The 26,305-nt window shown below is 51.7% G+C and carries 26 protein-coding genes and 1 riboswitch; of the genes, 24 read left to right on the plus strand and 2 right to left on the minus strand.

Translation table 11 applies throughout. The features are described 5' to 3' along the window. Positions 1 to 13: 13 nt before the first annotated feature. Together DESPODRAFT_RS04510 and DESPODRAFT_RS04515 are read right to left on the minus strand one after the other, a co-directional pair. Positions 14 to 628, minus strand: coding sequence for a class I SAM-dependent methyltransferase (locus DESPODRAFT_RS04510; RefSeq protein WP_004071705.1), 615 nt, complete (start codon positions 626 to 628; stop codon positions 14 to 16). A gap of 6 nt (positions 629 to 634) precedes the next feature. Next, on the minus strand, positions 635 to 1,135 hold the full coding sequence (locus DESPODRAFT_RS04515) for a GatB/YqeY domain-containing protein (RefSeq protein ID WP_004071707.1): 501 nt from the start codon (positions 1,133 to 1,135) through the stop codon (positions 635 to 637). Positions 1,136 to 1,355: 220 nt separating this feature from the next. On the opposite strand from DESPODRAFT_RS04515, the gene DESPODRAFT_RS04520 reads away from it, so the two are divergent. The 24 genes from DESPODRAFT_RS04520 (at position 1,356) to DESPODRAFT_RS04635 (ending at position 26,234) form a co-directional block, all read left to right on the plus strand. Next, positions 1,356 to 1,982, plus strand: a complete 627-nt coding sequence (locus DESPODRAFT_RS04520; RefSeq protein WP_004071709.1) for a DUF4126 domain-containing protein — start codon at positions 1,356 to 1,358, stop codon at positions 1,980 to 1,982. A 128-nt stretch (positions 1,983 to 2,110) separates the two neighbouring features. Further along, complete coding sequence (locus tag DESPODRAFT_RS04525; protein ID WP_004071712.1) at positions 2,111 to 2,620, plus strand: hypothetical protein; 510 nt, start codon at positions 2,111 to 2,113, stop codon at positions 2,618 to 2,620. A gap of 121 nt (positions 2,621 to 2,741) precedes the next feature. Beyond that, positions 2,742 to 3,671, plus strand: a complete 930-nt coding sequence (locus tag DESPODRAFT_RS04530; RefSeq protein WP_004071713.1) for a dienelactone hydrolase family protein — start codon at positions 2,742 to 2,744, stop codon at positions 3,669 to 3,671. 156 nt (positions 3,672 to 3,827) lie between these two features. Beyond that, positions 3,828 to 4,018: riboswitch (cobalamin riboswitch) on the plus strand. A gap of 265 nt (positions 4,019 to 4,283) precedes the next feature. Further along, positions 4,284 to 5,159, plus strand: a complete 876-nt coding sequence (locus DESPODRAFT_RS04540) for a sirohydrochlorin cobaltochelatase (protein ID WP_004071715.1) — start codon at positions 4,284 to 4,286, stop codon at positions 5,157 to 5,159. Between the two features lie 26 nt (positions 5,160 to 5,185). Next, positions 5,186 to 6,184 (plus strand): FecCD family ABC transporter permease, encoded by a 999-nt coding sequence (locus DESPODRAFT_RS04545; protein WP_004071723.1) that lies wholly within the window; start codon positions 5,186 to 5,188, stop codon positions 6,182 to 6,184. A gap of 5 nt (positions 6,185 to 6,189) precedes the next feature. After that, entirely contained in the window at positions 6,190 to 6,963 is a 774-nt protein-coding gene (locus tag DESPODRAFT_RS04550; RefSeq protein ID WP_040016185.1) for an ABC transporter ATP-binding protein, read from the plus strand. Then, positions 6,960 to 7,883 (plus strand): ABC transporter substrate-binding protein, encoded by a 924-nt coding sequence (locus DESPODRAFT_RS04555; protein WP_004071726.1) that lies wholly within the window; start codon positions 6,960 to 6,962, stop codon positions 7,881 to 7,883. Before DESPODRAFT_RS04550 ends, DESPODRAFT_RS04555 begins: the two co-directional genes overlap by 4 nt. Beyond that, the gene (locus DESPODRAFT_RS04560) at positions 7,880 to 9,271 is read left to right on the plus strand and encodes a cobyrinic acid a,c-diamide synthase CobB (protein WP_004071727.1); all 1,392 of its coding nucleotides are present in this window, start codon (positions 7,880 to 7,882) and stop codon (positions 9,269 to 9,271) included. Before DESPODRAFT_RS04555 ends, DESPODRAFT_RS04560 begins: the two co-directional genes overlap by 4 nt. Further along, entirely contained in the window at positions 9,268 to 9,900 is a 633-nt protein-coding gene (locus tag DESPODRAFT_RS04565) for a precorrin-8X methylmutase (RefSeq protein ID WP_004071728.1), read from the plus strand. Before DESPODRAFT_RS04560 ends, DESPODRAFT_RS04565 begins: the two co-directional genes overlap by 4 nt. Position 9,901: 1 nt before the next feature. Continuing rightward, positions 9,902 to 10,642 (plus strand): precorrin-2 C(20)-methyltransferase, encoded by a 741-nt coding sequence (gene cobI / locus DESPODRAFT_RS04570; protein WP_004071729.1) that lies wholly within the window; start codon positions 9,902 to 9,904, stop codon positions 10,640 to 10,642. After that, positions 10,614 to 11,681, plus strand: a complete 1,068-nt coding sequence (locus DESPODRAFT_RS04575) for a hypothetical protein (RefSeq protein ID WP_004071730.1) — start codon at positions 10,614 to 10,616, stop codon at positions 11,679 to 11,681. The genes cobI and DESPODRAFT_RS04575 overlap by 29 nt, the downstream gene beginning before the upstream one ends. Further along, complete coding sequence (gene cbiD, locus DESPODRAFT_RS04580; RefSeq protein WP_004071731.1) at positions 11,671 to 12,771, plus strand: cobalt-precorrin-5B (C(1))-methyltransferase CbiD; 1,101 nt, start codon at positions 11,671 to 11,673, stop codon at positions 12,769 to 12,771. The genes DESPODRAFT_RS04575 and cbiD overlap by 11 nt, the downstream gene beginning before the upstream one ends. An 8-nt stretch (positions 12,772 to 12,779) precedes the next feature. Then, positions 12,780 to 15,788: a type I restriction endonuclease subunit R gene (locus DESPODRAFT_RS04585; RefSeq protein WP_004071732.1), complete on the plus strand. Its 3,009-nt coding sequence runs from the start codon at positions 12,780 to 12,782 to the stop codon at positions 15,786 to 15,788. After that, a complete protein-coding gene (locus tag DESPODRAFT_RS04590) occupies positions 15,778 to 17,070 on the plus strand; it encodes a restriction endonuclease subunit S (RefSeq protein ID WP_004071733.1) in 1,293 nt (430 codons plus the stop codon). The genes DESPODRAFT_RS04585 and DESPODRAFT_RS04590 overlap by 11 nt, the downstream gene beginning before the upstream one ends. Then, the gene (locus DESPODRAFT_RS04595) at positions 17,067 to 18,683 is read left to right on the plus strand and encodes a type I restriction-modification system subunit M (RefSeq protein ID WP_004071734.1); all 1,617 of its coding nucleotides are present in this window, start codon (positions 17,067 to 17,069) and stop codon (positions 18,681 to 18,683) included. The genes DESPODRAFT_RS04590 and DESPODRAFT_RS04595 overlap by 4 nt, the downstream gene beginning before the upstream one ends. Then, positions 18,680 to 18,847, plus strand: a complete 168-nt coding sequence (locus DESPODRAFT_RS19870) for a hypothetical protein (protein WP_004071735.1) — start codon at positions 18,680 to 18,682, stop codon at positions 18,845 to 18,847. The genes DESPODRAFT_RS04595 and DESPODRAFT_RS19870 overlap by 4 nt, the downstream gene beginning before the upstream one ends. Next, on the plus strand, positions 18,835 to 20,145 hold the full coding sequence (locus DESPODRAFT_RS04600) for a YfiM family lipoprotein (RefSeq protein ID WP_004071736.1): 1,311 nt from the start codon (positions 18,835 to 18,837) through the stop codon (positions 20,143 to 20,145). Before DESPODRAFT_RS19870 ends, DESPODRAFT_RS04600 begins: the two co-directional genes overlap by 13 nt. 11 nt (positions 20,146 to 20,156) lie before the next feature. Further along, positions 20,157 to 21,377 carry a bifunctional cobalt-precorrin-7 (C(5))-methyltransferase/cobalt-precorrin-6B (C(15))-methyltransferase gene (locus DESPODRAFT_RS04605; protein ID WP_004071737.1) on the plus strand — a complete coding sequence of 407 codons (1,221 nt, stop codon included), beginning with the start codon at positions 20,157 to 20,159 and terminating at the stop codon, positions 21,375 to 21,377. A 127-nt stretch (positions 21,378 to 21,504) separates the two neighbouring features. Then, positions 21,505 to 21,738, plus strand: a complete 234-nt coding sequence (locus tag DESPODRAFT_RS04610) for a hypothetical protein (RefSeq protein WP_004071738.1) — start codon at positions 21,505 to 21,507, stop codon at positions 21,736 to 21,738. After that, positions 21,735 to 22,094, plus strand: coding sequence for a type II toxin-antitoxin system PemK/MazF family toxin (locus DESPODRAFT_RS04615; protein WP_004071739.1), 360 nt, complete (start codon positions 21,735 to 21,737; stop codon positions 22,092 to 22,094). The genes DESPODRAFT_RS04610 and DESPODRAFT_RS04615 overlap by 4 nt, the downstream gene beginning before the upstream one ends. Positions 22,095 to 22,160: 66 nt before the next feature. Then, the gene (gene cobM / locus DESPODRAFT_RS04620; RefSeq protein WP_004071740.1) at positions 22,161 to 22,925 is read left to right on the plus strand and encodes a precorrin-4 C(11)-methyltransferase; all 765 of its coding nucleotides are present in this window, start codon (positions 22,161 to 22,163) and stop codon (positions 22,923 to 22,925) included. Next, positions 22,922 to 23,968 (plus strand): cobalt-precorrin 5A hydrolase, encoded by a 1,047-nt coding sequence (locus DESPODRAFT_RS04625; protein WP_004071741.1) that lies wholly within the window; start codon positions 22,922 to 22,924, stop codon positions 23,966 to 23,968. The genes cobM and DESPODRAFT_RS04625 overlap by 4 nt, the downstream gene beginning before the upstream one ends. 26 nt (positions 23,969 to 23,994) lie before the next feature. Beyond that, on the plus strand, positions 23,995 to 24,714 hold the full coding sequence (gene cobJ, locus DESPODRAFT_RS04630; RefSeq protein ID WP_004071742.1) for a precorrin-3B C(17)-methyltransferase: 720 nt from the start codon (positions 23,995 to 23,997) through the stop codon (positions 24,712 to 24,714). Continuing rightward, a complete protein-coding gene (locus DESPODRAFT_RS04635; protein ID WP_004071743.1) occupies positions 24,711 to 26,234 on the plus strand; it encodes a cobyric acid synthase in 1,524 nt (507 codons plus the stop codon). The genes cobJ and DESPODRAFT_RS04635 overlap by 4 nt, the downstream gene beginning before the upstream one ends. Positions 26,235 to 26,305: the final 71 nt, after the last annotated feature.

A 26,305-nucleotide genomic window follows, 5' to 3' on the forward strand; every position in this document is an offset into this window, starting at 1 on the left:
ATTTCAGATCAGCTTAAAGCTTTTGTGCCAGACAGTTCATCCAGGCAACCCCGTCTCTTCCCAGACCATCCTCGGAGATCATGGTCCGGACAAGCTGCAGGTTGTATTTCAGGCATAAATCTGTCCACCCTTCCGGTGAGAGTGCCGTGAATCGGCGACCTTTAGAGTCAAAGGTGTTTGTCATGACCTCATCCCGCCGGGCCGGGACTGAAAATATAAACCGGCCCTTTGCTGCCAGAAGAGAATTAACTCCCAAAATTGTTTTTTCAATTTCCTGTACGGAAAGATGCATCAGAACGGCAATGGCGTATATTCCGTCAAATACCCCTAACCCATTTGACAGCCCGTCCGGCAGTTCCAAGTGAAGCAGATGCGCGGCAAGTTCGGGGTGGTGCAGATTTGCCTGTTGCACCATTGATGCGCAGCCATCGGTCGCCAGCACCTTGAATCCCTGGCTGACCATAAAGGCGGCATCCCTGCCGGAGCCGCACCCAAGTTCCAGAAGTTTGCCGCCTGGTTTCAGGCTGGATGAAAGAAAGTCATGCAGTTGTCTGACATCAGCAGATTCATATTTTTCAGCCACTTTTAAGGCATTTTGACTGTAATAATTTAACGTTGACCGATCCATGAAAGCTTATTTTTCGACGGTCATCCCCTGGAGAACGTCCTTGACCTGGTTCCCGTCAGCCAGTTTTCCAAAATGTTTCATAACAGCGCCCATGGCCTGCATGGGGCTTTTAATGGCGGAAAAGTCCACATTGCTTTTGATCCAGGCTTCAATCTGTTCCGTGGTGGCCATTTTGGGCAGATAAGATTCTAAAAGTTCCAGATAATCAGAAGATGTTTCTTTTTTAATCTCAAGCACGGTTTTTTCAGATTTGACGAATTTTCGTATGATGTTATGGATATCCTCATCCGTGATCTCTTCCGGCGTTTTTGCCCGGGTGGATTTTTTGCCGCTCTCAAGGGTTATGGGAACAGTGATTTCGGGGAACGCCCCCATGATCAGGCGCATGGTATCTCTTACGGCTGTATCTTTTTTACGCATGGCTGCTTTCATATCCTGCCGGATCTTATCATAAAGAGAAATCCCCATTGATCCATCCCATCCATATTGGGCTGTGTTCTCTGCCATTGCCTGCACTCTCCTTGTATAAAAGGGTTTGATGTTATTGTTGTCTCCGATATTTAACACTATCCTGGAGAAATAAACAGAGCGCAGATTCAATTCAAAAGGGAATCGTATGGCGTTGCCCAGGTTGATGTGATAGTGTTTCAGATAAACGATTTCCAGGATAGTTGATTTTTAGGAAGCAAGGCTGGATTAACCGTGATCGGTGAAAGGGGCTTAAATCATGGAATCCTTTGATCAGATTATTAAAACCATATCATTGAGCATGGGCGCTGCATGGGCCAGCGGAATCAACCTGTATGCCACGGTATTTGTTTTGGGTATTCTGGATGCCACCGGAAACCTGGTGCTGCCCCAGGGGCTTGAAATTTTATCCGACCCTGTGGTGCTGTGGGCGTCCGGATTCATGTATTGTGTCGAGTTTTTTGCGGATAAAACCCCCGGGGTGGATTCGGGGTGGGATGCCATTCACACCTTTATCCGGATTCCTGCCGGCGTGATGATTGCCGCAGGTGCTGTGGGCGATGTCAACCCTTCTTTGGCCCTTGCCGCCGGAATCCTGGGCGGCGGTCTGGCCACGGGCAGCCATTTGACAAAATCGGGTTCCAGGCTTCTGATCAACACCTCCCCGGAACCCTTCTCCAACTGGACTGCTTCGATACTCGAAGATGTACTCGTCATCGGCGGCATCCTGGCTGCGCTTCACTATCCCATTTTATTTTTGATGCTCCTGATTGGATTTATTTGCCTGATTGTGTGGCTGCTGCCTAAAATATGGCGGGGTGTTAAAATGCTTTTTGCAAAAATTAAAAGCGTTTTCAACAAGGACGCTCCCCGGCAGATTCCGTGATTGCTGACACCTCATAACGTATATCCATCCAAAAAAAATTAGAAATTAAGGTTTTCCCTGATAGATTTCTATTTAAATCGGTGATAAGAATTTGGAATCAACTTTAACATTAGAAGGAGGGAACTTACGTGAAGAAAAAGATATTGGTTTTTTCATTTTTGCTGTTTATTGCTTGGTGGGGAATTGCTTTTTCCGATACTTGTTACAAGGTAAAAGGAACAGTAAAGACGATAAACGCCTTAGATGAAATAACGCAGCAGGGATGCATCACCCTTCAGTTGTTTGACCAAAATGGTAATAAGGCATTCAAAGAAAGCGGGTATCTTTTCGGAAGAGTTATCGATAGCTCTACTCCGGGTGTCACTTACCTGACACATACAGCCACCTTTAAAGATGGGAGTATGTTTGAATCCTTTGAGGATGTAGCAGTCATCGTCAATCCAGAGAATATTGAATGCGGGGAAGACGGTTTACCATGTTACTGCGAAGTTCATGAATTAATCACTAACATTGTGAAAGGCAAAGGATTTTTTACGAACGTCAGTAGCGCTGCAGTGGAGGCGAATGGTCACATAAATACTTGCGAAGGCGATAACGAAAATAAATTTGAACTAACAGGCGAAATATGTTTTGAGTGATTTTATTTTTTAGAATATTTTACGCATCATCTAAATTTAATAAGGAGTTGAATTTCGTTCCGTTCCTAATTTTTAACTTTATATTGTTCGTGAACAGAAAAAAAAAAAGGGGGGGGGTGTTATGTTATCAAAAAAAATGGTTATTTTGTTAGCTTACGGATTTGTTTTCAGTTTCTTGCAAGTATCCCATGCTTTTGAGGAAAAGGGGTGTCCGGTAAATTGGCAACCGGTGATATCTTTTGAAGAGTTTCAGATATCAGATATAGAGCAGGACCCTCCGGAAGAGATCACTGTAAAAGGCAAATTAAAATTACCAGTCGCTTGTCAATCGAGAAAAAAGCGCTTCATACCCAAAAAAAATCTTCCTGCTGTGGTAATTCTGCATGGGTCGGGCGGGGTTGATTCTCGGGGCGATTTCTATGCCAGAGCACTTAACGCTGCTGGTATCGCCACCTTTGAGATCGATATGTGGGAAGCGAGAGAGATAAGCAGTGCCGCAGATCGTCCCTCGCTCCCTTTTTTTAATTGTCCTGATGCATTTGGTGCTCTTAAATTTTTGTCGGAACATTCAAATATAGACCCGGACCGCATTGGTGTTCTGGGATTTTCCTGGGGTGGTGTAGTGACAATGGCTTCTGCTACGAAACATTATGCCGCACAGTTTGGAGGGGATCTGCGTTTTGCAGCACATGTTGCTCATTATCCTGTATGTTACGCATACAGCCCTGATTCTTCGATTCCAGGATTAAAGTTCAGTGACTTAACAGGCGCTCCAATTTTAATTCAAATTGGAGAAGAAGATGATTATGATAATGGCTCCGGACCTTGCTTTGCCTTGAAGGACAGTTTGGACTCAGAAGAACGACCTCTCCTTGAGGTGATTGCATATGAAGGGGCGTTTCATGGTTGGGACAGGTTAGAAGTTCCAATTAAGATCACGGACTCATTTTCTAATCTAGGTAGGGACGGCGAGGTGGAAATAATTCCTGATGTAGATCAGGCGTATAAATCACGCAGAAATGTTGTTCGATTTTTCCTACAGAATCTCTAAGCAATAAGCCAGGTCGTATGTATAACCTCTTGTGCCTGAACGATAAATCAGATGGGCTCAAGTTTATGGACAACCGGTGGGCACAAAAAGCGTGCCCACCCTACCGCGCTCTTTTCTTCCCCAGATCCCGCTTGACAGGAGCATTTTATTGCGCAATCATGCCTCTTGTGTTGAGGTGCCCGTTTGGGCCTAACAGGGAATCCCGTGAGAATCGGGAGCGGTCCCGCCGCTGTAACCGGGGACAAACCTGCATAATGTCACTGTTCGTTTTTTTTAAAGCGTATGGGAAGGCGCAGGTGTTTGGATGATCCGGGAGCCAGAAGACCTGCCTGAGCTGATGATGTGCGTTATGCAAAGGGAATTGCCGGCGCAGACATAAATATTACAGGGCCAAGAAAACTGGGTGCAGCCCTTCAAGTCGATAAAAGGCTTGAAGGGCTGTTTTGTTTTTTTGGGGTCTCCTATCTGCGGGATCGCCTCCTTACGGGAGTATGGTGGCAGGAGTGTATGGGCAAATATGTTCCTGCCGGTTTTTGTTTTTAATGCGGCGCCGGTGCTGGGTGGCTTGCGTTGCGCCATGTTTGACATCCAGGAAAATCAGGAGGAGGTTGTATGAAAAAATTGATTTACGCAGCAGTTGTTTTGGCCATGGTCTTGTGTGCAGCAAATGCATATGCGCACAAAGAAGTACGCGAGATGAAAAAAGGCATCCTGCTGGTGGCGTTCGGTACCAGCGAGGGCTCTGCAAAGGTCTCTTTTCAACACATTGAGGCAAAAGTGAAAAAAGCGTTTCCCGGTGTTGATGTGCGCTGGGCCTATACCTCTCATATCATCCGTCATAAACTGGCCGGGCAGGGGGAGATTATACTTTCCCCGGCCCAGGCACTGGCCAAAATGATGGATGAAGGATACACCCATGTGGCAGTGCAGTCCCTTCATACCATTCCGGGAGAAGAGTACCATGAGTTGGCCATGACCGTGAATGGTTTTAAAGCCATGCCCGTTGGTTTTGACCGGCTCATTTTGGGATTTCCCCTGCTGGGGGCCCAGGACACGGTTGCCAAAGCGGTTGACGCTATCTTTGCCACGCTGCCCAAGGCCCGTAAGGCCAATGATGCTGTGGTACTCATGGGGCATGGCACCCACCATCCGGGGAATATTTATTATTCTGCCATGAACTGGCAGCTTCAGCAAAAAGACCCCAACATTATCATGGGCACCGTGGAAGGGTATCCTGAACTTGGGGATGTCATTGCCTGGCTTAAGGAAAGAAAGAGTGGAAAAGTCTGGTTAATGCCCTTTATGTCGGTTGCGGGTGATCATGCCAAAAATGATATGGCCGGCGACGAAGAAGATTCCTGGAAATCCCGGCTCACCAAGGCTGGATTCTCCTGCCAGACCGTGCTTAAAGGCACTGCTGAATATGATGAATTTGTTGACATCTGGGTAGGTCAACTGGCAAAGGCAATGACGCATTGCCGGCCGTAACAGGCATAAAAAGCGCCCCCGCCCGGATGGCCATTGTTCTTGGTTTACTGCTGGGCGCGATTATTGTTGTGTCCGCCGCCATGGGGGTGGTTCGTCTGCCTTTTGTGCAGGTGCTGGCCGTGATCTGGGAAAAACTCTGCGGCCGGGGCCCTGTGGATGCCCTGGCTTCGGCCATTATCTGGGATGTGCGCCTTCCCAGAATTTTGACGGCTGCCATTGTGGGCGCCGGGCTCTCTGTTTCCGGGGTGGTGTTCCAGGGAATTTTGAGAAATCCCCTGGCAGATCCCTATACCCTTGGCATTTCAGCAGGTGCGGCCTTTGGCGCCTGCGCGGCCTTTTTTTTCAACATGAGTTACTTCCAGGGGGTGAGTGTGGGGTTGTGCGCCTTTGCCGGTGCCGTTATTACGTTGGCCGTGGTGCTTTACCTGTCCGGCGGATCTGCCGGCGGGTATTCATCCAACAATTTGATTCTTTCGGGTATTATCGTTGCCGCTATTCTTTCAGCCGGGATCAGTTTCTTAAAATATGCGGCGGATGAACGGGTCTCGGTGATTATTTTCTGGCTCATGGGCAGTTTTGCCGCCAAAACCTGGATGGATGTGGGACTTTCCCTTGTCTTTGTGGGGATAGGCGCCGTGGTGTGCTTCTGTTTTGGCAGGGACTTGAATCTTATGGCTTTGGGTGACCGGGCTGCCGCTTCCCTTGGCGTGGATGTGAAAAAATCCCGTCTGATTCTTTTGGCCGCCGCGTCACTCATGGCGGCAGTGTGCGTGTCCGTCTCGGGCATCATCGGATTTGTGGGACTTTTGGTGCCCCATATGATGCGCGCGATTGTGGGAGCGGACAACCAGTGGCTGATGCCGGTTTCCCTTCTGGCCGGGGCGGTGCTGCTGCTGTGCGCAGATACCTTTACCCGGGCCGTACTGCCCTCGGAATTGCCCATTGGTGTGCTCACCGCATTGATTGGGGGACCGTTTTTCTGTTATGTGTTTAAACGGCAGTTTTCCGGAAAACATCGGGTTTAATGCCCATGGGATATACATTAACGGATATCTGTTTTTCCTATGAGAACCGCGCCATTTTTTCGGGGATCAGCCTGGAAATGGAGACCGGGTGCTTCCATGGTGTGCTTGGACCCAACGGAAGTGGAAAAACCACTCTGCTTGACCTGATTACAGGACATCTGAAACCGCAGAACGGCAATATCCTGCTGGACGGCAGGCCCCTGGATGATTTAAATGTTGGCGAACTGGCGAAAAAATGTGCGCTGGTGCCCCAGGATTTCCGGGTAAATTTCCCCTTTACCGTGGCCCAGGTGGTGATGATGGGCCGGTATCCCCACCTGGGCCGGTTCAGTGCGCCTGAAGCAAGGGACCGGGAACGGGTGGACCAGGCCATGGCAGCCACGGGGATCAGCGATTTTTCCCTTCGCCGTGTTACGGAGTTGTCCGGCGGGGAACGCCAGCGTGTGGTATTTGCCAGGGCCCTGGCCCAGGATGCGCCTTGCCTGATCCTGGACGAGGCCTTCTCCAACCTGGACATCCGCCATTCCCTGGCGCTTATGACCCTGGTTGCGGACAGGGTGGAACATAACGGGCTGACCGTGATCAGTGTGATGCAGGATCTTAACCTGGCCGCCCGGTTCTGCGGCTCTTTGCTGTTTTTAAAAAATGGGCGGGTCGCAGCCCATGGGACGGTTGACGAGGTATTCACGGAATCGGTTATCAAAGCGGTGTTTGACGTGTCATCCAGAGTATATTTTGATGAAACCATCCATTGTAAACAAGTGGTGTTTATAAAATGAAGATCATTAATTCGGTAATTATTCTATTTTTTTTGGTTTTTGGGGCCTGGACCGGGCCGGTGCAAAGTCATGGCGGCAATGTTGTTACGGATGCTGCGGGGCGCAGCATTCAGGTTGATGCGCCCTTTACCCGGATTATCAGCCTGTACGGTGCCCATACCCGGAATTTGCAAACCCTGGGGCTTAATAATGAAATCATCGGGATCTGCCCCATGGACAGTTGGGACGGCAAACCAAAATTTTCCTACCATGACGGGCTTGAAAAATTTATGGCTGCCCGGCCGGACCTGGTTTTGATCCGTCCCATGATTGATCAGGCCTATGCCGCCCTGGTAAAGGGGTTGGAAAAAGCAGGCATTGTTGTTGTCTCCCTTCAGCCCGGCAGTGTGGACGAGATGTTTGACTACTGGCTGGCCCTGGGCACCCTGACCGGCAAAGGAGATCAGGCACGGCAGATGGTCACCTCATTCAAAGAAGAAATTGCCGGAATTGGAGCCGTGATCCGGGGGATTCCGGATAAAAAAAAGGTCTATTTTGAGGCCATTCACTCCCGGATGAAAACCTTTACACCCGGTGCCATGGCCATCTTTGCTTTGGAAACAGCAGGGGGTGTAAACCTTGCCCGGGACGCGCCCTCCGTGAGAGGCACCAATATCGCCTTTTACGGCAAGGAGCGGATTTTATCCCATGCCCATGAGATTGATGTATACCTTGCCCAGAAGGGTGCCATGAATCAACCGACAATTCGGATGATCAAAGATGAGCCCGGTTTCGACGTAATCCGGGCGGTCAAGGAAAATCAGATTTTCATCGTCGATGAAAAGATCGTCTCCCGGCCCACCATGGATTTGCTTGAAGGCATTCACACCATCGCAGAGATGCTTTATCCCGGGGTGCTTGAAAAGGGTGGTCTACAATGAAGGGGATTGTGGTTGCAGGCGTTCATTCCGGATGCGGAAAAACTACCATAACCCTGGGGTTGATGGCTGCATTCAAGCGCCGCGGACTGTGTGTTGCACCCTTTAAGGCGGGTCCTGATTTTATTGATCCGGGGTACCACACCACCGTTACGGGTGTTGCCGGGCGTAACCTGGATGGATGGATGCTTAAAAAGAAGACCAACTTGGACATTTTCAGGCAAAACACCGGACAGGCCGACATTGCCGTGCTGGAAGGGGTCATGGGCCTGTTTGACGGATATGACGGCAGGAGCGAGGCCGGTTCCACGGCCCAGCTGGCCAAATGGCTGGACCTGCCCGTGCTGCTGGTGGTGGATGCCCGGAGCATGGCCCGCAGTGCCGGGGCCCTGGTCCAGGGGTTTGAAAATTTTGACCCGGAACTTAAATTCGCCGGGGTGCTGTTTAATAAGGTGGGCAGTCCCGTTCACCTGGACTATCTGACCCAGGCCCTGGAAGGCAATGTGAAGATGCCCTGCCTTGGCGGGGTGGGCCGGAATCCTCACATTGAAATTCCTTCCCGGCACCTGGGTCTTGTCACCAGTGACGATCATGGTGTTGGCGATCAGATGCAGGCTGCCCTGGCCGATCTGGTAGAAAATTGTATGGATCTTGATGCGCTGCTGGATTCACTGCCCCGGGTCCGTACGGGTGCGCCCACACCCCCGCAAAAGAAACCGGCGTTTGTGCGCATTGCCGTGGCCCGGGATGCGGCATTCTGTTTTTATTATCCTGAAAATATTGAACTGCTGGAACAGGCCGGAGCACAGATTCTTTCTTTTTCACCGCTTTCGGACCCGGATTTGCCGGATAACATAGACGGCCTCTATCTTGGGGGCGGATACCCTGAACTGCATGCCCGGACCCTTGCGCAAAATATTGGATTCAGAGAGGCTGTTTCGCTGGCATGCAAAAACGGCATGCCTATTTATGCGGAGTGCGGCGGATTCATGACCCTTTGCCGTACCCTGGAAGATTTAGACGGGCAATGCCACGACATGGTGGGCTGTTTTGGGTTTACCTGCCGCATGAACAAAAGGTTGCGGGCCCTTGGATACCGGGAAATTACGTTGAACCGGGATACGATCCTCGGGCCAACAGGTGTTACCGCCCGGGGGCATGAGTTCCATTACTCCAGCCTCGATTACTCTATCCCGGATGACCATGGGGAAAAAAGCGTGTATGATGCCTGTGATCGGACCGGCGGCACCCGGGCTGTGCCGGGGTTTGAAAAGAACCGGACCCTTGGCAGCTACCTGCACCTGCATTTTAAAAGCAACCCGGACCTGCCGCAAAATTTTGTTCAGGCGTGTTTTCAATATCAGACCGAGAGGAAATTTTTTCGTAAATGAAGCCCCATGAAATTGAAGCAAAAAGCTTTGCCATCATTGACGCAGAGGCCGGTCCCCACAATTTTGCCCCGGATGAGTGGAAAATTGTGCGGCGCATGATTCATACCACAGCGGATTTTGAATACATGCAGATGGTCAGGATCTCCAACAATGCCGTGGCGGCCGGGATCAAAGCGATCCGGAACGGGTACACCGTAATCACGGATACCAATATGGCCAAAACCGGTATCCGCAAAGACCTTTTAGCAGGTTTCGGCAGCCGGTGTGAATGCCTCATGGCTGATCCCCGGGTGGCGGAACAGGCAACGGAAAGGGGGGTGACCCGGGCCCGCGTAGCGGTGGAAAAGGCTGCACAAATCATGGAAAATGGTATTTATGTGGTGGGGAATGCGCCCACGGCTTTGCTTCATCTGCTGGAGATGATACACAATAAAGCGGCGAATCCTGCACTTGTTGTAGGGCTTCCCGTGGGGTTCGTCAATGCGGCGGAATCCAAGGCAGCCCTGGTGGAAACCAACATACCTTATATCTCAAATGTGGGTCGCAAAGGCGGCTCCAATGTGGCGGCAAGTGTGATTAATGCGTTGGCACTGATTGCAAAAGATAAGGTTGCCGGTGAAAGGACGTAGAATGACCCAAGGCATTTTGTACGGCATTGGTGTGGGCCCCGGAGACCCCGATTTCATTACCTTGAAAGCCGTTAGCATTTTGAGTCAGGTGGACGTGGTGTTTGGCGCGTCCTCTGCAAAAAATTCCCACAGCCAGGCGGCTGAGATCGTCAAACCCCATTTAAAGGCGTCTGTGCCCATTCAAATACTGCCTTTTCCCATGACCCGGAACAAGCAGGTCATGGAAGCGGCATGGCAGGATAATGCCGGAACCGTGATTAAGGTGCTGGAGCAGGGCAAAAATGCCGCCTTTATCACCCTTGGGGACAGCATGACCTACTCCACTTACGGATATCTGCTCAAATCTGTCCGGAAGTTGGCCCCGCATATTGAGATTTGTTCCATTCCGGGCATCACCTCCTACCAGGCCGCAGCCGCCCGCATCAACACGCCTCTGGTGGAGGGAGAGGAGTCCATGACCCTTTTATCCGGCGTCCTGGGCGGGGACAAGTTCCGGGAAATCAGCGACAGTGCGGACAATGTGGTTTTTCTTAAAGCGTATAAAAATACCGGGGATATTGTAAATGCCCTGGATGAGGCAGGTATGGCCGATAAGAGTGTGGGCATTGTGAGATGCGGGCTTGAAGGTGAGCAAATCATCACCAATGTGAATGCGTTTCAGGAGAGAAAACCGGATTACTGGACCCTGATCATATCCAAGAAAAGCGGGCATTGTGTCGAAAGTCAGAAAAAAACAGAATAACGGCCTGGCCCTTTTGATCGGGCTTTTGATCACAGGCGTCGTGCTTGGTGCAGGCCTTGCCTGGGTGGATGGCGTCACCGTGGCAAAGCTGCCCAAGCGCCTCTTCTGGCCGCTTTCCCGGATGCTTGGATTTGTCTGCATCGGGCTTGTGGCGGCCCAGGCCATTGATGATACGGGCTGGACCCGCAAGCTCGGTGCCCTGGCTGCACCGGTATTCAGGTTTGCCAATCTGGGCCACCGGTGTTCTGCCGCATTCACCGCAGCCTTTTTTTCAGGGGTCTCTGCCAATGCCATGCTCCTGGATTTTTATAAGGAAAAGCAGATCACCCGGTGCCAGCTTTTTTTGACCAACTTCATCAATCAGTTCCCGGCCTATTTTCTGCACCTGCCCATGACTTTTTTTATTGTGGTGCCCTTAACCCGTACGGCAGGGTTGCTCTATTTTCTTTTGACCTTTCTGGCCACCTGTGTTCGCACTTTTTTGTTCGTCGTGTTCGGACATTTTTTTGTAAGGCCCCAAAGTTCAGGTGCTTTTGCGGATAGCCTTGTTCAGGCCGGGGAGACCCAGGGTATTTCAAAAAAGAAAAAGCCGTTGATGCACGCCTTAAAGGAGAAACTTCCCGCCCGGTTTATCCGGGTGGTGGCTTTTGTGATTCCGGTCTACACCGTGGTTTATGTGCTGACCGTGGCAGGTGCCTTTGATGCTGTTGAAAATTTTATGACCCGGTTTGCCGTGCAGAATTTTGTCCCGGCCCAGTCCTTAAGCGTGGTGGTCTTAAGTTTTGCCTCGGAGTTCACTGCAGGGTTTGCCGCGGCAGGCGCCTTGATGGATGCCGGCACCATCACCGTGAAACAGACCGTGATCGCACTGCTTTTAGGCAATATCATCGCGTTTCCCCTCCGGGCCATCCGGCACCAGTTGCCCCATTACATGGGCATTTTTTCACCGGGCATGGGGCTTTCCATGTTATTGATGGGCCAGGGGTTCCGGGTGGCAAGTATCGTTTTTGTGGGACTGGTATATTGGTTTGTCGGATAGAGAGACAAAAAATTTACGCCCGGGCTTTACCACGGGCACGGCAGCTGCGGCTGCGGTAAAGGCGGCCCTGGTATACCTGTTTACAAAGCAGGTTCCCGGATCGGTAAAAATCAATCTGCTTAACGGTCAGACGATTGAGGTGCTTGTTGACTTGGTATCTGCACACAATGGTCTGGTCCGGGCCGTGGTGGTCAAGGATGCAGGCGATGACCCGGATATTACCCACCTGGCCAGGATCGGTGCCGTGGTGGGCCTGACAGATAAAGCCGGGACGGTTGAGATCACCGGCGGCAAAGGCGTGGGCATGGTCACCAAGCCCGGCCTTGAGATTGCGCCGGGAGAACCTGCCATCAATCCCGGTCCCCGGAAGATGATCCGTGAATCCGCCCTGCAGGTACTCGACCAGTATCACAGCAATGCCGGGGTGAGTGCTGAAATTTTTGTGGAAAACGGCGAGGTGCTGGCCGAAAAAACCCTGAACCGCCGCTTGGGCATTGAAGGTGGCTTGTCCATTCTCGGCACCACAGGAGTTGTAACCCCTTTGTCCCACGAAGCTTATACCGCCACCATCCGGTCTGCCATGTCCGTGGCCGGGGCGTGTGGGTGCGATCATGTCGTTCTGACCACAGGACGGCGATCCGAGCGGTTTTCCCAAGCGTTTTTTTGCGATTTGTACAAGTTGCATCCAGAGGCCTTTATACAGATCGGCGATTTTTTCAGCATCTCCATGGAAAGCCTTGCAGAACATAAGATCCCCAATGCCACCCTGGCCGTGTTTTTCGGCAAGGCCCTGAAAATGGCCCAGGGGTTTGTTCATACCCATGCCGCCAAATCGGAGCTCACCATGGAGTGGCTTTCGGATGTGGTCAAAAAAGAGACCGGCAATAAAACCCTCGCCCGGCACGTTTTAAACGCCAACACGGCCCGGCATGCCTTTGGGATGATCTGGCCCGAATACCCGGATGTGCTGGAAAAGGTAGGCCGCGCCATGATCCGGTCTGCCGAAAAATTTTGCCCGGCACCGTGCCGATTCAGGGCCGTTATTTATGATTTCCAAGGAACCATTGCCTTTGATTCCCACACTTGGTAGATAGACATATGACAAAAGAACAAGACATTGAGCAGGGCCTCATCAGCAAGCTCGAAGAACTCAAGTATACATACCGCCCGGATATCCGTGACCGCCTGACCTTGGAGGAGAATTTCCGCCGCAAATTTGAGGAACTCAATAAGGTTCGCCTGTCAGATACCGAATTTGAACGCCTGAAAGAACAGATTGTCACCCCGGATGTCTTTGCGACAGCCAAGCTTTTGCGCGAACGCAACACCTTCCAGCGTGAGGATGGCACCCCCCTGCAATATACCCTTGTCCACATAAAGGAGTGGTGCAAAAACTCTTTTGAGGTGGTCAACCAGTTGCGCATCAACACCCAAAACAGCCACCACCGCTATGATGTCATCCTGCTCATCAACGGGGTGCCGGTGGTGCAGATCGAACTCAAGGCATTCGATGTCAGCCCCCGACGGGCCATGCAGCAGATTGTTGACTACAAGAAAGACCCCGGCAACGGATATGCCAACTCGCTGCTCTGTTTCATCCAGCTTTTTGTGGTCAGCAACCGCAGCAACACCTGGTATTTTGCCAATAACCACAGCCGGCACTTCAGCTTTGACGCTGACGAGCGCTTCCTGCCGGTTTACCGCTTTGCCGGCGAAGATAACACAAAAATTGTCCACCTTGACGACTTTGCCGAGGCGTTTCTGGCCAAGTGCATCCTGGCCGAAATGATCAGCCGTTACATGGTGCTGGTGGCCGGCGAGCAAAAACTGATGATGATGCGGCCCTATCAGATCTATGCGGTGCGGGCCATTGTCGAGTGCATCCATCAGAACCGGGGCAATGGTTATATCTGGCATACCACCGGCAGCGGCAAGACCCTGACCTCCTTTAAGGCATCCATCCTGCTCAAGGATAACCCGGATATTGAAAAGTGCCTCTTTGTGGTGGACCGCAAAGACCTGGACCGCCAGACCCGCGAGGAGTTCAACCGCTTTCAGGAAGGGTGCGTGGAGGAGAACACCAACACCGAAAAACTGGTGCAGCGCCTGCTCTCGGACGACTATGCCGACAAGGTGATTGTCACCACCATCCAGAAACTGGGCCTGGCCCTCAGTGGGAATAATAAATCCAAAGGCAAAAACGGTCAAAATTATAAGGAACGGCTGCAGCCCCTAAGTGACAAACGGGTAGTTTTTATCTTTGACGAGTGCCACCGCTCACAGTTTGGCGAGAACCACAAGGCCATCAAGGCGTTCTTTCCCAAGGCCCAACTCTTCGGCTTCACCGGCACGCCGATATTTGATACCAACGCGACCTGCAAGCAGGTGGAAGGCAAGGTAGCCTCCTTCAAGACCACCAAGGATATCTTCCACAAAGAGCTGCACGCCTACACCATCACCCACGCCATCGAAGATCGCAATGTCCTGCGCTTTCATATTGACTATTTCGGGGCGCACGCCAAAGGTGAGAAAGCGGATAGATCCGGGAAAAAGGCAAAGGCCGGTGCCCTACCCACGCAACAGGGGGTTGTCGAGGCTATCTTGGCAAAACATCAGGCAGCCACCGCCGGGCGCAAGTTTAACGCGGTTCTGGCCACTGCCTCCATCAACCACGCCATAGCGTATCACCGCCTTTTTAAGGAAGCGCAGCAGGCCCGGCTGGATGAAGATGATAGTTTTCAGCCCCTGAATATTGCCTGTCTCTTTTCGCCCCCTGCCGAAGGCAACAAGGATGTGGCGCAGCTCCAGGAGGACCTGCCCCAGGAAAGAGCAGACAACCAGGAAGCGCCCAATGAGAAGAAAGAGGCCCTGAAGGCCATCATTGCCGATTATAACGAGCGCTACAGCACCAGCCACGACCTGGGCAACTTTGATCTCTATTATCAGGATGTGCAAAAGCGCATCAAAGACCAGCAATACCCCAACAGCGACCTGGCCCGTGCCCACAAGATTGATATCGTCATCGTGGTGGATATGCTCCTCACCGGCTTTGATTCCAAGTTCCTGAACACCCTCTATGTGGACAAGAACCTCAAATACCACGGCCTCATCCAGGCCTTTTCCCGCACAAACCGCGTCCTGAACGACACCAAGCCTTATGGCAACATCCTTGATTTCCGCAACCAGGAAAAAGAGGTGGACGAGGCCATCGCCCTCTTTTCCGGGGAAGATACGGAACGACCCAAGGAGATCTGGCTGGTTGATCCCGCTCCCAGGGTAATTGATAAGCTGAAAAAGGTGGTCAGCGCCCTGAACACCTTCATGCAGTCGCAGGGTCTGGACTGCACCCCGGAGCAGGTGGCCAATATCAAGGGAGACGAGGCCCGGGCCCACTTTGTCAACGTTTTCAAGGAGGTGCAGCGCTGCAAGACCCAGCTTGATCAATACACCGACCTGTCGGAAGAAGAGCGCATAACAATTGAGGCGGTTATCGCGGAAGACCGGCTGCGCGGCTTTCGCAGCGCCTATCTGGACACGGCCCAGCGACTCAAGCCTCAGCAGGATAAAGCCGGCGATGACGCCGGTCCGGTCCGGCAGCTTGATTTCGAGTTTGTCCTCTTCTCCTCCGCCGTCATTGATTACGACTACATCATGGGGCTGATCTCCCGCTTCAGCCAGGCCGCTCCCAGGAAACAGAAGATGAGCCGCGAGCAGCTCATTGGCATGCTCTCCTCCACCGCCAACTTCATGGACGAGCGTCAGGTGATGGTAGACTATATAAAAACCCTGAAAGAAGGTGAGGGCCTCAGTGAAAAGGCCATCCGCGTAGGCTATGAGGCCTTTAAGGCCGACAGGTTTGCCGGAGAGCTGGCCAAGACCGCCCACAAGCACGGCCTGGAGACCGATGCCCTGCAGGCCTTTGTGGACACCATCATGGGCCGCATGATCTTTGACGGCGAGCAGCTTAGCGACCTCCTGGTCCCGCTGGCGCTGGGTTGGAAGGAGCGGACAACAAAGGAGCTGGCCCTTATGGAGGACCTGATACCGCTCCTCAAAAAACTTGCCCAGGGGCGGGAGATTTCGGGGTTGGGGGCGTATGAAAACTAAAGACAAGACAGCGAAGACCAGTAACCAAAGCCTGGTGCCCAAACTGCGCTTCCCCGAGTTCCAGAATGCCGCGGAGTGGTTTGGAACGACAATCGGAGATATTGGAAGTTTTTATTATGGAAAAAGCGCCCCCAAATGGTCTTTGGAAGAAGATGCTCCAACTCAATGCGTAAGATATGGGGAACTATATACCAAGTTTGGAGCTATCATTACTGGAACATATTCGCGAACCAATATAGACCCAACTAAATTACGGTTTAGCAAAGGTGGGGAAATCTTAGTCCCTCGCGTTGGTGAGAAACCAGAGGATTTTGGGAAATGTTGTTGTTACCTGCCGTTGGAAAATATTGCAATCGGTGAAATGATAAGTGTGTTTGAAACTGCGCAAAACCCATTATTCTATACATATTACTTTAGAAATTTGTACAGACAATTTGCGAAAGTTGTTGAGGGGCAAAACGTCAAGAATCTATACTATGTTGAACTAGAGCCACTTCCAATTCATCGTCCACCACTCCCCGAACAACAAAAAATCGCCGACTGTCTTTCCTCCCTCGACGAGCTGATCGCGGCCCAGGCCCACAAGCTTGACACCCTCAAGTCCCATAAAAAAGGGCTGATGCAGCAGCTCTTCCCCGCCCCCGGCCAAATCACCCCCACCCTCCGCTTCCCCGAGTTCAGGGATACGGGGGAGTGGAAGGAAGTTCAGCTGGGAAACATCGTACACTTTGCTTCTGGCGGTACACCATCGAAAAGCAATCCAGATTATTGGGGCGGAACAATCCCCTGGATAAGCGCTTCTTCGATGTATGACATTAACATACAAAAATCGGATTTGAAGATTACCCAATATGCTGTCGAGAATGGAGCGCGAATGGCCTCAAAAGGTTCTCTGCTTATCTTGGTGCGAGGAAGCATGTTATTCAACAGAGTTCCTATTGGCATTACGACAGTTGATGTTTCTTTCAATCAAGATATTAAGGCCTTGACTCTTAAGAAGGGGGAGCTAAAGCACTTTATCCTTTATCAGTTACTGGCTTTTGAGAATAGAATTCCCATAGATAAAACAGGCATAGGAGCGGGAAAGATTGAGTTGGATGAATTAAAGCGCTTTGTAATGTTTTTGCCAAAAGACACGGACGAACAACAAAAAATAGCCGACTGTTTTTCCTCCCTCGATGAGCTGATCGCGACTCAGGCCCAAAAACTCGACACCCTCAAGGCCCATAAAAAAGGGCTGATGCAGCAGCTCTTCCCCAACCCTGACAAGGCGGCTGAATGACCAAACAAGACCAAATAGAATTAGGTAAAACCCTGTGGGCCATCGCTGATGATCTGCGCGGGGCCATGAATGCGGACGACTTCCGCGATTATATGCTCTCCTTTCTCTTTCTGCGTTATCTGTCGGATAACTACGAGGCTGCTGCCCAAAAGGAGCTGGGCCGGGATTATCCCGAGGCCGGGGGAAACGACAGGCGCTCGCCTTTATCCATCTGGTACGGGGAAAACGAGCAGGATATTGAGCCCTTTGAACAGCAGATGCGCCGCAAGGTGCACTATATTATCAAGCCCGACTATCTTTGGAACTCTATTGCTGAACTGGCCCGCACCCAGAACGACGACCTGCTGCACATCCTGCAGAAAGGCTTCAAGTATATCGAAAATGAATCCTTTGCCTCCACCTTTCAGGGGCTGTTTTCGGAGATCAATCTGGATTCGGAAAAGCTCGGCAAGAGCTACACCGCCCGCAACGCCAAGCTATGCACCATCATCAGCAAGATTGCCGAAGGCATTGCCGGGTTCTCCACCAGCAGCGATGTGCTGGGAGATGCCTATGAATACCTGATCGGCCAGTTTGCCGCCGGATCGGGCAAGAAGGCGGGCGAGTTTTACACCCCGCAGCAGATTTCCTCCATTCTGTCAGCCATCGTCACCCTTGATTGCCAGGACCCCGGCACCGGAAAGAAGAAAAAACTCAAAAACCTGCTGGATTTTGCCTGCGGTTCCGGCTCCCTGCTGCTCAATGTCCGCCATCAGATGGGCGTACATGGGATCGGCAAGATTTTCGGCCAGGAAAAAAATGTCACCACCTACAACCTGGCCCGTATGAACATGCTGCTGCACGGGGTGAAGGATTCCGAGTTTGAGATATTTCATGGCGACTCCCTGCTCAACGAGTGGGACATGCTGGCGGAGGAAAACCCGGCCAAGAAGCTGCATTTTGATGCGGTGGTGGCCAATCCGCCCTTCAGCTACCGCTGGCAGCCCACCGAAGTCCTGGGTGAGAATTTCCGCTTCAAGGATTATGGCCTGGCCCCGAAATCCGCCGCTGATTTTGCCTTCTTGCTGCACGGTTTCCACTTTTTGGCCAGGGAGGGCACCATGGCCATCATCCTGCCCCATGGCGTGCTGTTCCGGGGCGGGGCCGAGGCCAGGATCAGGCGTAAGCTGCTGGAGGACGGCAATATCGACACGGTGATCGGCCTGCCCGCCAACCTGTTCTTCTCCACCGGCATTCCGGTCTGTATCCTGGTGTTAAAAAAATGCAAGAAGCCCGATGATGTGCTGTTCATCAACGCCGGCGAGCATTTTGAAAAGGGCAAACGGCAAAACCGGCTCCTGCCGGAGCACATCGAGAAAATTATCGAGACCTACCAGTACCGTACAGAGGAAAACCGCTACTCCCGCTGCGTGGACATGGAAGAGATCGAGAAGAACGATTTTAACCTCAATATCTCCCGCTACGTCAGTACCGCCAAACCCGAAGAAGCTGTTGACCTGCAGGCGGTGAATGATGAGTTAAATAAGGTGGAGGAGAAGATTGGCGATGCACGCCGGCGCCATAATGATTTTCTTGCAGAGCTTGGATTGCCTCCTTTGCCGTTTACAATGTGATTGTTTTTTCAACAGCCCCATGGTTTGAAAAGGCCCTGGCGGCAAAACAGGAGTTGAATGAAGCGCTCAAAGAGAAGGGTATCGTTGTCGAGCATGTCCTGGTCCGTTATTTTCACTACAGCGATGAAATTCAGAAAAACGGTGAAAAAGCATGTTTAAATTGATCATCAAAAGTTTTCTTTTGTTATTTATTCTTGGGGGGGTGGTCTGTCCGCTTCTTTTTTTATTTGGTGCGATTGATAAAAGTCCTGCCGTGGGCAAACCACCAGGGGTGTCATTTGATCAGGTCAAGCGCATAAAAGAGCTGGTCCGCCGTTACACGCCTGATTCCATGGCGGTCAGACAATCCCTGCAGGTGAAAATTTCCGAACAGGATTTAAATTTGGTGGCCGCTTACGGTGTCTCCCAGTTTATTGACAAGGTTGCGATCTTTCCCCGGATCCGTTTGTCAGATCCGTTTATACATATCACTACCACAGTGCAGATCCCCCAGACCCCTTTGGGCGAATATATCAACACGGCATGTGTTCTGAAAATAGAGAACGGCACTCCCCGGGTCCATTCCATCCGTGTCGGATTCTTTACACTGCCCGGTGCCCTCATCACCTCTGCGTTCTCCTGTTTTGGCCCGGTGCTGCTTGCACCTGAGGATTATAAATTGGTTTTGCAGAACCTGGATGCCGTGCAATCGGTTGCAATACGTGGTCAGCAGTTAAGTTTTACCTATGACTGGAACCCGCAGATCCTGAGCCGGTTGCATGAAAGCCGGAAAACCTTGCTCATTGCCGCGGAACACCAGGATCGTTTGATTCTATACACCAATGCGTTGACCAAATTGTGCGGCACGCTCAAAGAAGACGGTATTAAAACCGTCTCCGTGGTCCGGGTGGTCCGGCCGTTGTTTAAGTTGGCTTTAGACCAAAGTAACGTCTCAAAAGATCCGGTTAAGGAAAATGCGGCACTGCTGCAGACCCTCTCTTTATTTTGCCTTCGCCGGGGGCTGAACCGTTTTGTGACCGCGGAAAAAGCCGCAAAAGTCATTGCGCCTGAATATATTGGTCTCACGCTTTGGGGCAGGCAGGATCTGGTCAGCCATTTTTTTGTTTCTGCCGGGATTGCTGTGTCCGGGGGCAGCAGGTTGAGCCACTTTGCAGGGCTTTACAAAGAGGTGGATGATTCACATGGCGGAAGCGGATTCAGCTTTGCTGATCTGGCCGCAGACAGGGCCGGTGTCAGGCTTGCCGAACTTGCCACAGGATCTGCCCAAAAGGCATCGGCAATACAGCAGAAAATGGCAGCCGCCATAACGGAAGATCAGTTTATGCCCCGGATTGATAATCTGCCCGAAGGGATCATGGCGCTGCAGTTTAAAAAACGGTATTCTGATTTTGATTCAAAGGCCTACACCCTGGTTGAAGATGAGATTACTCGGCGTATTAACGCCTGCTTGGTCTATCAATAGGATTTTTATAAATGACTGAACCGGTTCATGTGATCGGCATGGGGCTTGGCCCGACGGATCTTACCGCATTCCACCTGGCACTCATTGACAGGGCCTCCGTTCTGGTGGGGGGAAAACGGCATCTGTCATATTTTGAGGATACAACGGCCGTAAAAAAAGAGATCTCAAGCCCTGTGTCCGAGGTGCTGGATTTCATTGAAGCGCGTATGGCTGACGGGCTTTTGGTGGTCCTTGCCTCGGGAGATCCGCTTTTTTTCGGCATCGGCAAAACATTGATCGCACGTCTGGGGCCGGACAAAGTCATCATTCATCCCAATGTCACCACCATGGCTGCCGCCTTTGCCCGGCTTAAACTGCCCTGGCAGGATGCGGCTTGGGTGAGCCTGCATGGCCGGGACAATATGTCGGCCCTGGCAACGGCTATGAATGACAGGGATCTGGTGTGTGTGCTCACCGATCCTGAAAACGATCCCTGGATTATTAAAAAACAGGTGGATACCCATGATTATGCCTGGCGAATGTGGGTGCTGGAGAACCTGGGAGCCTCGGAAGAAAAAATTTCTTCCATGGATGAACACGCAGACCCAGATCAGGTTTTTGCCCAGCCCAATGTGGTGGTGCTTCAAAAAGGTGAACGGGCCGCCCCATCCGGCCCCTTGCGTTTGGGGACTCCGGATAACCGGTTTGTCCATGAAAAGGGCCTGATTACCAAGGCCCCGGTTCGTGTTCTCTCTTTGGCGGCCCTGGAACTGGCGTCGGACAATATCTTGTGGGATCTGGGCGCCGGTTCAGGATCTGTGGGGATTGAAGCCTCGTTGTTTTTGCCGGACGGATTTGTCTATGCTGTGGAAAAAAATCAGCGTCGTGTTGAACAGATCAAGGCCAATGCTGAGCGATTCAATGTTAAAAACATCTCTGTCATTTTAGCGGAATTGCCCGATGGGTTGGCAAATCTGCCGGCGCCTGACCGGGTCTTTATCGGCGGCTCCGGCAAAAACCTGGGCCGGGTGCTGGATATGGCGGCAACGGTTTTGAAGCCTTTGGGCAGAATCGTTGTAAATACCGTCCTGTTAGAAACACTGCATCTGGCGGTATCGGTGCTGGAAGCAAAGGGTTTTGGGGTGAGTCTGACCCAGGCCCAGGTCAGCACGTCACGGAACATGCCCTGGGGGCGGCGTATGGAAGCGTTAAACCCTGTGTGGATCATTGCAGGAGAAAAAAGGAAAGATTAAAAGTTTGGGGCCTGTAAAAATGATATACCGGGTGTATGAGTAAAAATTACAGTCGATGATCAAAAAAGTAGCCGTTATAATAGGACTGAAAATAAGGTCCTTAAAAAGGGTCCAAAAAGGAGGTCTTATGCGTCAGGCAAAATTTAGTGTTGAAGAATCACAATCATTATTTCTTAATAGTTTTAAACAATACGGATTCAAGGATAAGAGCGCGATGCTCCGGGCGGCCATTGACCGGTTTAAAAAAGAAATAGAGCTTGAAAGTCTTAAAAAATCAGCGGATCTGTATTCAGAGATTTATTCCGAAGATGATGATCTTAAAGCGCTGACCGACACGGCAGTAAACGGATGGCCGGAATGACAACACTTAAACGGGGAATGGTCATTGACGTGGATCTTAATCCCATTAAGGGGTCGGAAACCGGAAAAATCAGGTCCTGTATCATTGTGACCAATGAGGTGTATAATCAAAGAGTTCCGGTTATCCAGGTGGTGCCGGTAACGGAATGGAGTGCAAACAAGGCCCGGATAAAAACCAATGTTGAACTCCTTCCCTCATCCGGCAACGGCCTGTCTAAAAAATCCATTGCAGACTGTTTGCAGACACGTCCCATAGACCACCGCCACAGATTGATAAAAATTCGGGGGCAATTGGCAGCGGAGCAAATTCCAAAAATCAATAAGGCTTTACAAATCGTTTTTGAATTAGATTCATAGCCCGGATATTTAGAATCCCCCGTTTTTACAAGATTTTAACTTCCCGGCACAAAAAGGAAAGGTCTGATGAAAAAATTTCCGATTATATTTACCGGGGCAGGGCCGGGGGCTCCGGACCTGATTACGGTCAGGGGGATGAAAGCCCTTGAAGGGGCTGATTATATCCTTTACGCAGGGTCTCTGGTGCCCGAAGCTGTGCTGACATGGGCCGGTGACCGGGCAAAAAAAGCCTCCAGCGCCGGCATGCACCTGGACGAGATGGTGGATGCCATGGCCGATGCCTGGGACAAGGGGCTTAAGGTTGTGCGGCTGCACACTGGAGATCCTTCCCTTTACGGGGCCATTGCCGAGCAGATGATGCTGCTGGAGCAACGGAAGATCCCCTACGAGGTAATCCCGGGCGTGACCGCGGCGTTTGCCGCGGCTGCCGCGCTCAAGGTTGAATACACCGTACCGGAACAATCGCAGACCCTGATCTTCACCCGGATGTCTGGCCGGACCCCGGTGCCGGAAAAAGAATCCCTGGAAAGCCTTGCCGCGCATAAAGCCTCCATGGCCATCTACCTAAGTGCCGGTATGGCCGAACAGGTGCAGAACATCCTGGCCGCAACCTATGGACCTGAAGCACCGGTGGCCATTGCCTATCGGGTAAGCCATCCTGAAGAGCGCATTATTGTCACTATCGTAGATCGGTTGGCCGCGACCATGGCGGACAACGGGATCAACCGACTGGCACTCATTATTGTTGGACCCTTTCTCGAGATGGGAAAAAATGCCAAATCACTGCTGTACGACCGGGCCTTTGCCCATGGATATCGGGACAGGGCGTGATCGACTGGGCTGAGAAAAAGCTTGCGGTGTGGGTGCTGACACCCCATGGAATGGTCCTGGCAGGCCGGGTGAAACAGGCGTTGCCCCATACTGAGCTGTTTGCATCACTAAAACTTGCGCCGGGTGAGTCCTATACCGGGTTCTCGACTTTGGCCAAGACCCTGGCGCAGGTCTGGGACCGATATGATGCGCATTACTTTATTATGGCAACCGGTATTGTGGTGCGGACCATTGCTCCCCTGCTCCAGGATAAAACAAAAGACCCTGCCGTGGTGTGCGGGGATGAGGCCGGTCATTTTGTGATCAGTCTGGTGTCAGGCCATATTGGCGGTGCCAATGACCTGGCCGTCAAACTTTCGCAGATACTTGGGGCAATGCCTGTGATCACCACGGCCACGGATATCAACCAGGTGCCGGCCATTGATGTGATTGCCCGGGACCAGGGACTTTATATCGAAAATAAAGCGGCCATTAAACATGTGAGCATGGCCTTTATCAAGGGGGAACCCCTGCCGGTTCATGACCCGTTTCAGCTGGTGTCACCGCATCTGCCGTCCGAGCTCATGAAAGATCCCTCCTTATTTTCTTCTGAAAAATCCGGAATATGGGTGGATTACGCAGTCCGGGACCTTCCGGAAAAAGTTCTGGTGCTGCGCCCCAAAATGCTGGTGGCCGGTATGGGATGTCGAAAAGGCGTGACTCGTCGGGAACTTGAAGATCATTTGCAACAGGTCTTTCATGCCCAGGGGGTCAGCGTAAACAGTTTGTCCAAAATCGTCTCCGTGGATCTTAAAGCAGATGAACCCGGGCTTCTGGCGCTTGCCCGAACCTTAAACGTGCCCATTGAATTTTATACAAGAGACGAACTGGACCAGGTGAAGAGAGTGCCCAATCCCTCTTCCCTGGTGAATAAACATATAGGAGTCAAGAGCGTATGCGAAGCAGCAGCCATGCTGGCAACGGGCACAACTTGTCTGTTAATACCGAAAACGGCAAGTCGAAAAGTAACCCTTGCCCTGGCGGCAATGCCCTTTACATCATAGGTACAGGGCCTGGAAAGGCAGACCACATGTCCGGCCGGGCATGTCAGGTGCTCGAGGCCTGCGATATTGTGGTGGGGTACAAAACCTATCTTGAACTGATCAAAGATGTGATTAAAGACAAGCAGACCCTTGCCACGGGCATGACCAGGGAGGTGGACCGGGTTCAGGCGGCCATTGATGCCGCCCTTGGCGGCCACTGTTGCGCCCTGGTTTCCGGCGGTGATGCAGGTATCTACGCCATGGCAGGCCTGGTTTTGGAGATGCTGGCATTAAAGAAGATTGCCTGCAATACCGGCGAACAAGGCGGCCTGTGGGTTGAGGTGGTGCCGGGCATCCCCGCTCTTGCTGCCGGTGCTGCACTTTTGGGCGCGCCGTTGACCCATGATTTTGCAGCCGTCAGCCTAAGTGATCTGCTCACCCCCTGGGAGATCATTGAAAAACGCCTGGATGCAGCAGCCTTTGCCGATTTTGTTATTACTATTTACAACCCCAAAAGCAAAAAGCGCGACTGGCAGCTTAACCGGGCCATGGAGATCATTTTAAAACACCGGGCCGGCACCACCCCTGTGGGTATTGTCACAGGTGCCATGCGGGACAACCAGAAGATCGTTTTGTGTGCCCTTAAAGATCTGGACAAGGCCGAGGTGGGCATGCAGAGCATCGTGATTGTGGGAAACAGTTCTACATTTATCTATAATGAGTTAATGATCACCCCCCGGGGGTACAGCAAAAAGTACGAAATATGAGTGTTGAGATAAAGCAGGCAAAATGTATCGCTGTTCTCGGTACAGGTTCTGATGTAGGCAAGAGCGTGGTTGCCACAGCCCTTTGCCGGATTTTTTCAGACCAAGGGCATAAGGTGGCCCCCTATAAGGCCCAGAATATGTCCAATAATTCCGGAGTTACCCCGGAAGGGCTTGAAATGGGCCGTGCCCAGATTGTCCAGGCCGAAGCTGCCCGCATTGCCCCCCATGTGGACATGAATCCGGTATTGCTCAAGCCCGTGACCCAGATCGGCTCCCAGGTGGTGTTGCTGGGAAAGGTGCATAAAGATCTCTCCGCTGCCGAATATCACCGGGAAAAGGCAAAACTTTGGGATACGGCCTGCGGGGCCCTGGATCGGCTGCGCGCCGTCAATGATGTGGTGGTGATGGAAGGGGCCGGTTCCTGTGCTGAAGTCAATCTCATGGCACGGGATATCGTAAATCTGAAAATGGCGGCCTATGCCAGGGCACCCGTAATCCTCACGGCTGACATTGACCGGGGCGGGGTGTTTGCCCAGATCGTGGGAACCCTGGCCTGTCTGAACAAGGCTGAACAGGATATGATCGCAGGCGTTATCATCAACCGGTTCCGGGGCGATATTGCGTTGTTCAAAGAGGGCGTGGCATGGATCGAAAAAAAGACCGGCAAGCCGGTTTTCGGCGTGCTGCCCTGGGTGAATCATCGTATTCCCAACGAAGACTCTGTGGTGATCGAGCAGGCTGTGGCCAAAATTGATCCTGCCCAAACCCCCACGGTGCTGGTCGTGCGTACTCCCCATATCTCCAATTTCACCGATTTTGATCCCCTGTTTCAGGTGGATGGATTAGGCGTGGATTTTGTTGAGCATCCAAGAGATCTGGCTGCCTACAAAGCCGTAATTCTGCCGGGCTCGAAGAGCACATGCAGCGACCTCAACTGGCTTGCCCGAACCGGTTGGGCCTCCAAAATTCAGACTTATGTAAAAAACGGCGGTCATGTTCTGGGCGTATGCGGCGGCTACCAGATGCTGGGCACCAAAGTCCATGACCCCCACGGTCTTGAAGGCACCCCGGGCGACACCGATGGATTGGGGCTTCTGCCCTTTGAAACGGTACTCAAAGCGCCTAAAACCACTACGATTTCTCGGTTTGAATGGGACGGCGTTCCGGGTATTGGTTATGAGATCCACATGGGCCGGACAGTTTCCGTCGACCGGATTGCTTCGGGCAAACCCGAAGACAACGGCCTGTTAAGGGTAAAAGAGAGAAACAGGCAGGCCTGCACCGATTTTGACGGTGCAGCGACTGACTCGGGGCGGGTCATGGGCACTTACATGCACGGCTTTTTTGACTCCGCTCCCATCCTTAAAAAATGGCTTTCACTTCTGGGTTTAAGCGAACTTGATCCCCCGGAATCCTGCGGCCTTCAGGAGAGGGACCGGCAGTACGACATGCTGGCCCGCCATTTTGAAACCCATGTGGATGTGCCCGCTATTGTAAATACCATGAACTATATCCATTGAATTTTTCAACTAAAGGTAACATATCTAAAAAAATAGCATAATGCAAATAATTATTTGCATTAATAGGGTTA

Origin of the sequence: Desulfobacter postgatei 2ac9 (assembly GCF_000233695.2) — a bacterium.
Classification (GTDB): Bacteria; Desulfobacterota; Desulfobacteria; order Desulfobacterales; family Desulfobacteraceae; genus Desulfobacter; species Desulfobacter postgatei.

Bases quoted from the DNA above. Each gene is read 5' to 3' on its own strand.
- DESPODRAFT_RS04605 (WP_004071737.1), top strand. From the start codon at position 20,157: ATGACTGAACCGGTTCATGTGATCGGCATGGGGCTTGGCCCGACGGAT.
- DESPODRAFT_RS04565 (WP_004071728.1), top strand. From the start codon at position 9,268: ATGAAGCCCCATGAAATTGAAGCAAAAAGCTTTGCCATCATTGACGCA.
- DESPODRAFT_RS04615 (WP_004071739.1), top strand. From the start codon at position 21,735: ATGACAACACTTAAACGGGGAATGGTCATTGACGTGGATCTTAATCCC.
- DESPODRAFT_RS04585 (WP_004071732.1), top strand. From the start codon at position 12,780: ATGACAAAAGAACAAGACATTGAGCAGGGCCTCATCAGCAAGCTCGAA.
- DESPODRAFT_RS04510 (WP_004071705.1), bottom strand. From the start codon at position 628: ATGGATCGGTCAACGTTAAATTATTACAGTCAAAATGCCTTAAAAGTG.
- DESPODRAFT_RS04550 (WP_040016185.1), top strand. From the start codon at position 6,190: ATGGGATATACATTAACGGATATCTGTTTTTCCTATGAGAACCGCGCC.
- DESPODRAFT_RS04610 (WP_004071738.1), top strand. From the start codon at position 21,505: ATGCGTCAGGCAAAATTTAGTGTTGAAGAATCACAATCATTATTTCTT.
- DESPODRAFT_RS04515 (WP_004071707.1), bottom strand. From the start codon at position 1,135: ATGGCAGAGAACACAGCCCAATATGGATGGGATGGATCAATGGGGATT.
- DESPODRAFT_RS04590 (WP_004071733.1), top strand. From the start codon at position 15,778: ATGAAAACTAAAGACAAGACAGCGAAGACCAGTAACCAAAGCCTGGTG.
- DESPODRAFT_RS04635 (WP_004071743.1), top strand. From the start codon at position 24,711: ATGAGTGTTGAGATAAAGCAGGCAAAATGTATCGCTGTTCTCGGTACA.
- DESPODRAFT_RS04520 (WP_004071709.1), top strand. From the start codon at position 1,356: ATGGAATCCTTTGATCAGATTATTAAAACCATATCATTGAGCATGGGC.
- DESPODRAFT_RS04545 (WP_004071723.1), top strand. From the start codon at position 5,186: ATGGCCATTGTTCTTGGTTTACTGCTGGGCGCGATTATTGTTGTGTCC.
- DESPODRAFT_RS04560 (WP_004071727.1), top strand. From the start codon at position 7,880: ATGAAGGGGATTGTGGTTGCAGGCGTTCATTCCGGATGCGGAAAAACT.
- DESPODRAFT_RS04555 (WP_004071726.1), top strand. From the start codon at position 6,960: ATGAAGATCATTAATTCGGTAATTATTCTATTTTTTTTGGTTTTTGGG.
- DESPODRAFT_RS04540 (WP_004071715.1), top strand. From the start codon at position 4,284: ATGAAAAAATTGATTTACGCAGCAGTTGTTTTGGCCATGGTCTTGTGT.
- cobJ (WP_004071742.1), top strand. From the start codon at position 23,995: ATGTCCGGCCGGGCATGTCAGGTGCTCGAGGCCTGCGATATTGTGGTG.
- cobM (WP_004071740.1), top strand. From the start codon at position 22,161: ATGAAAAAATTTCCGATTATATTTACCGGGGCAGGGCCGGGGGCTCCG.
- DESPODRAFT_RS04600 (WP_004071736.1), top strand. From the start codon at position 18,835: ATGTTTAAATTGATCATCAAAAGTTTTCTTTTGTTATTTATTCTTGGG.
- DESPODRAFT_RS04595 (WP_004071734.1), top strand. From the start codon at position 17,067: ATGACCAAACAAGACCAAATAGAATTAGGTAAAACCCTGTGGGCCATC.
- DESPODRAFT_RS04530 (WP_004071713.1), top strand. From the start codon at position 2,742: ATGTTATCAAAAAAAATGGTTATTTTGTTAGCTTACGGATTTGTTTTC.
- cobI (WP_004071729.1), top strand. From the start codon at position 9,902: ATGACCCAAGGCATTTTGTACGGCATTGGTGTGGGCCCCGGAGACCCC.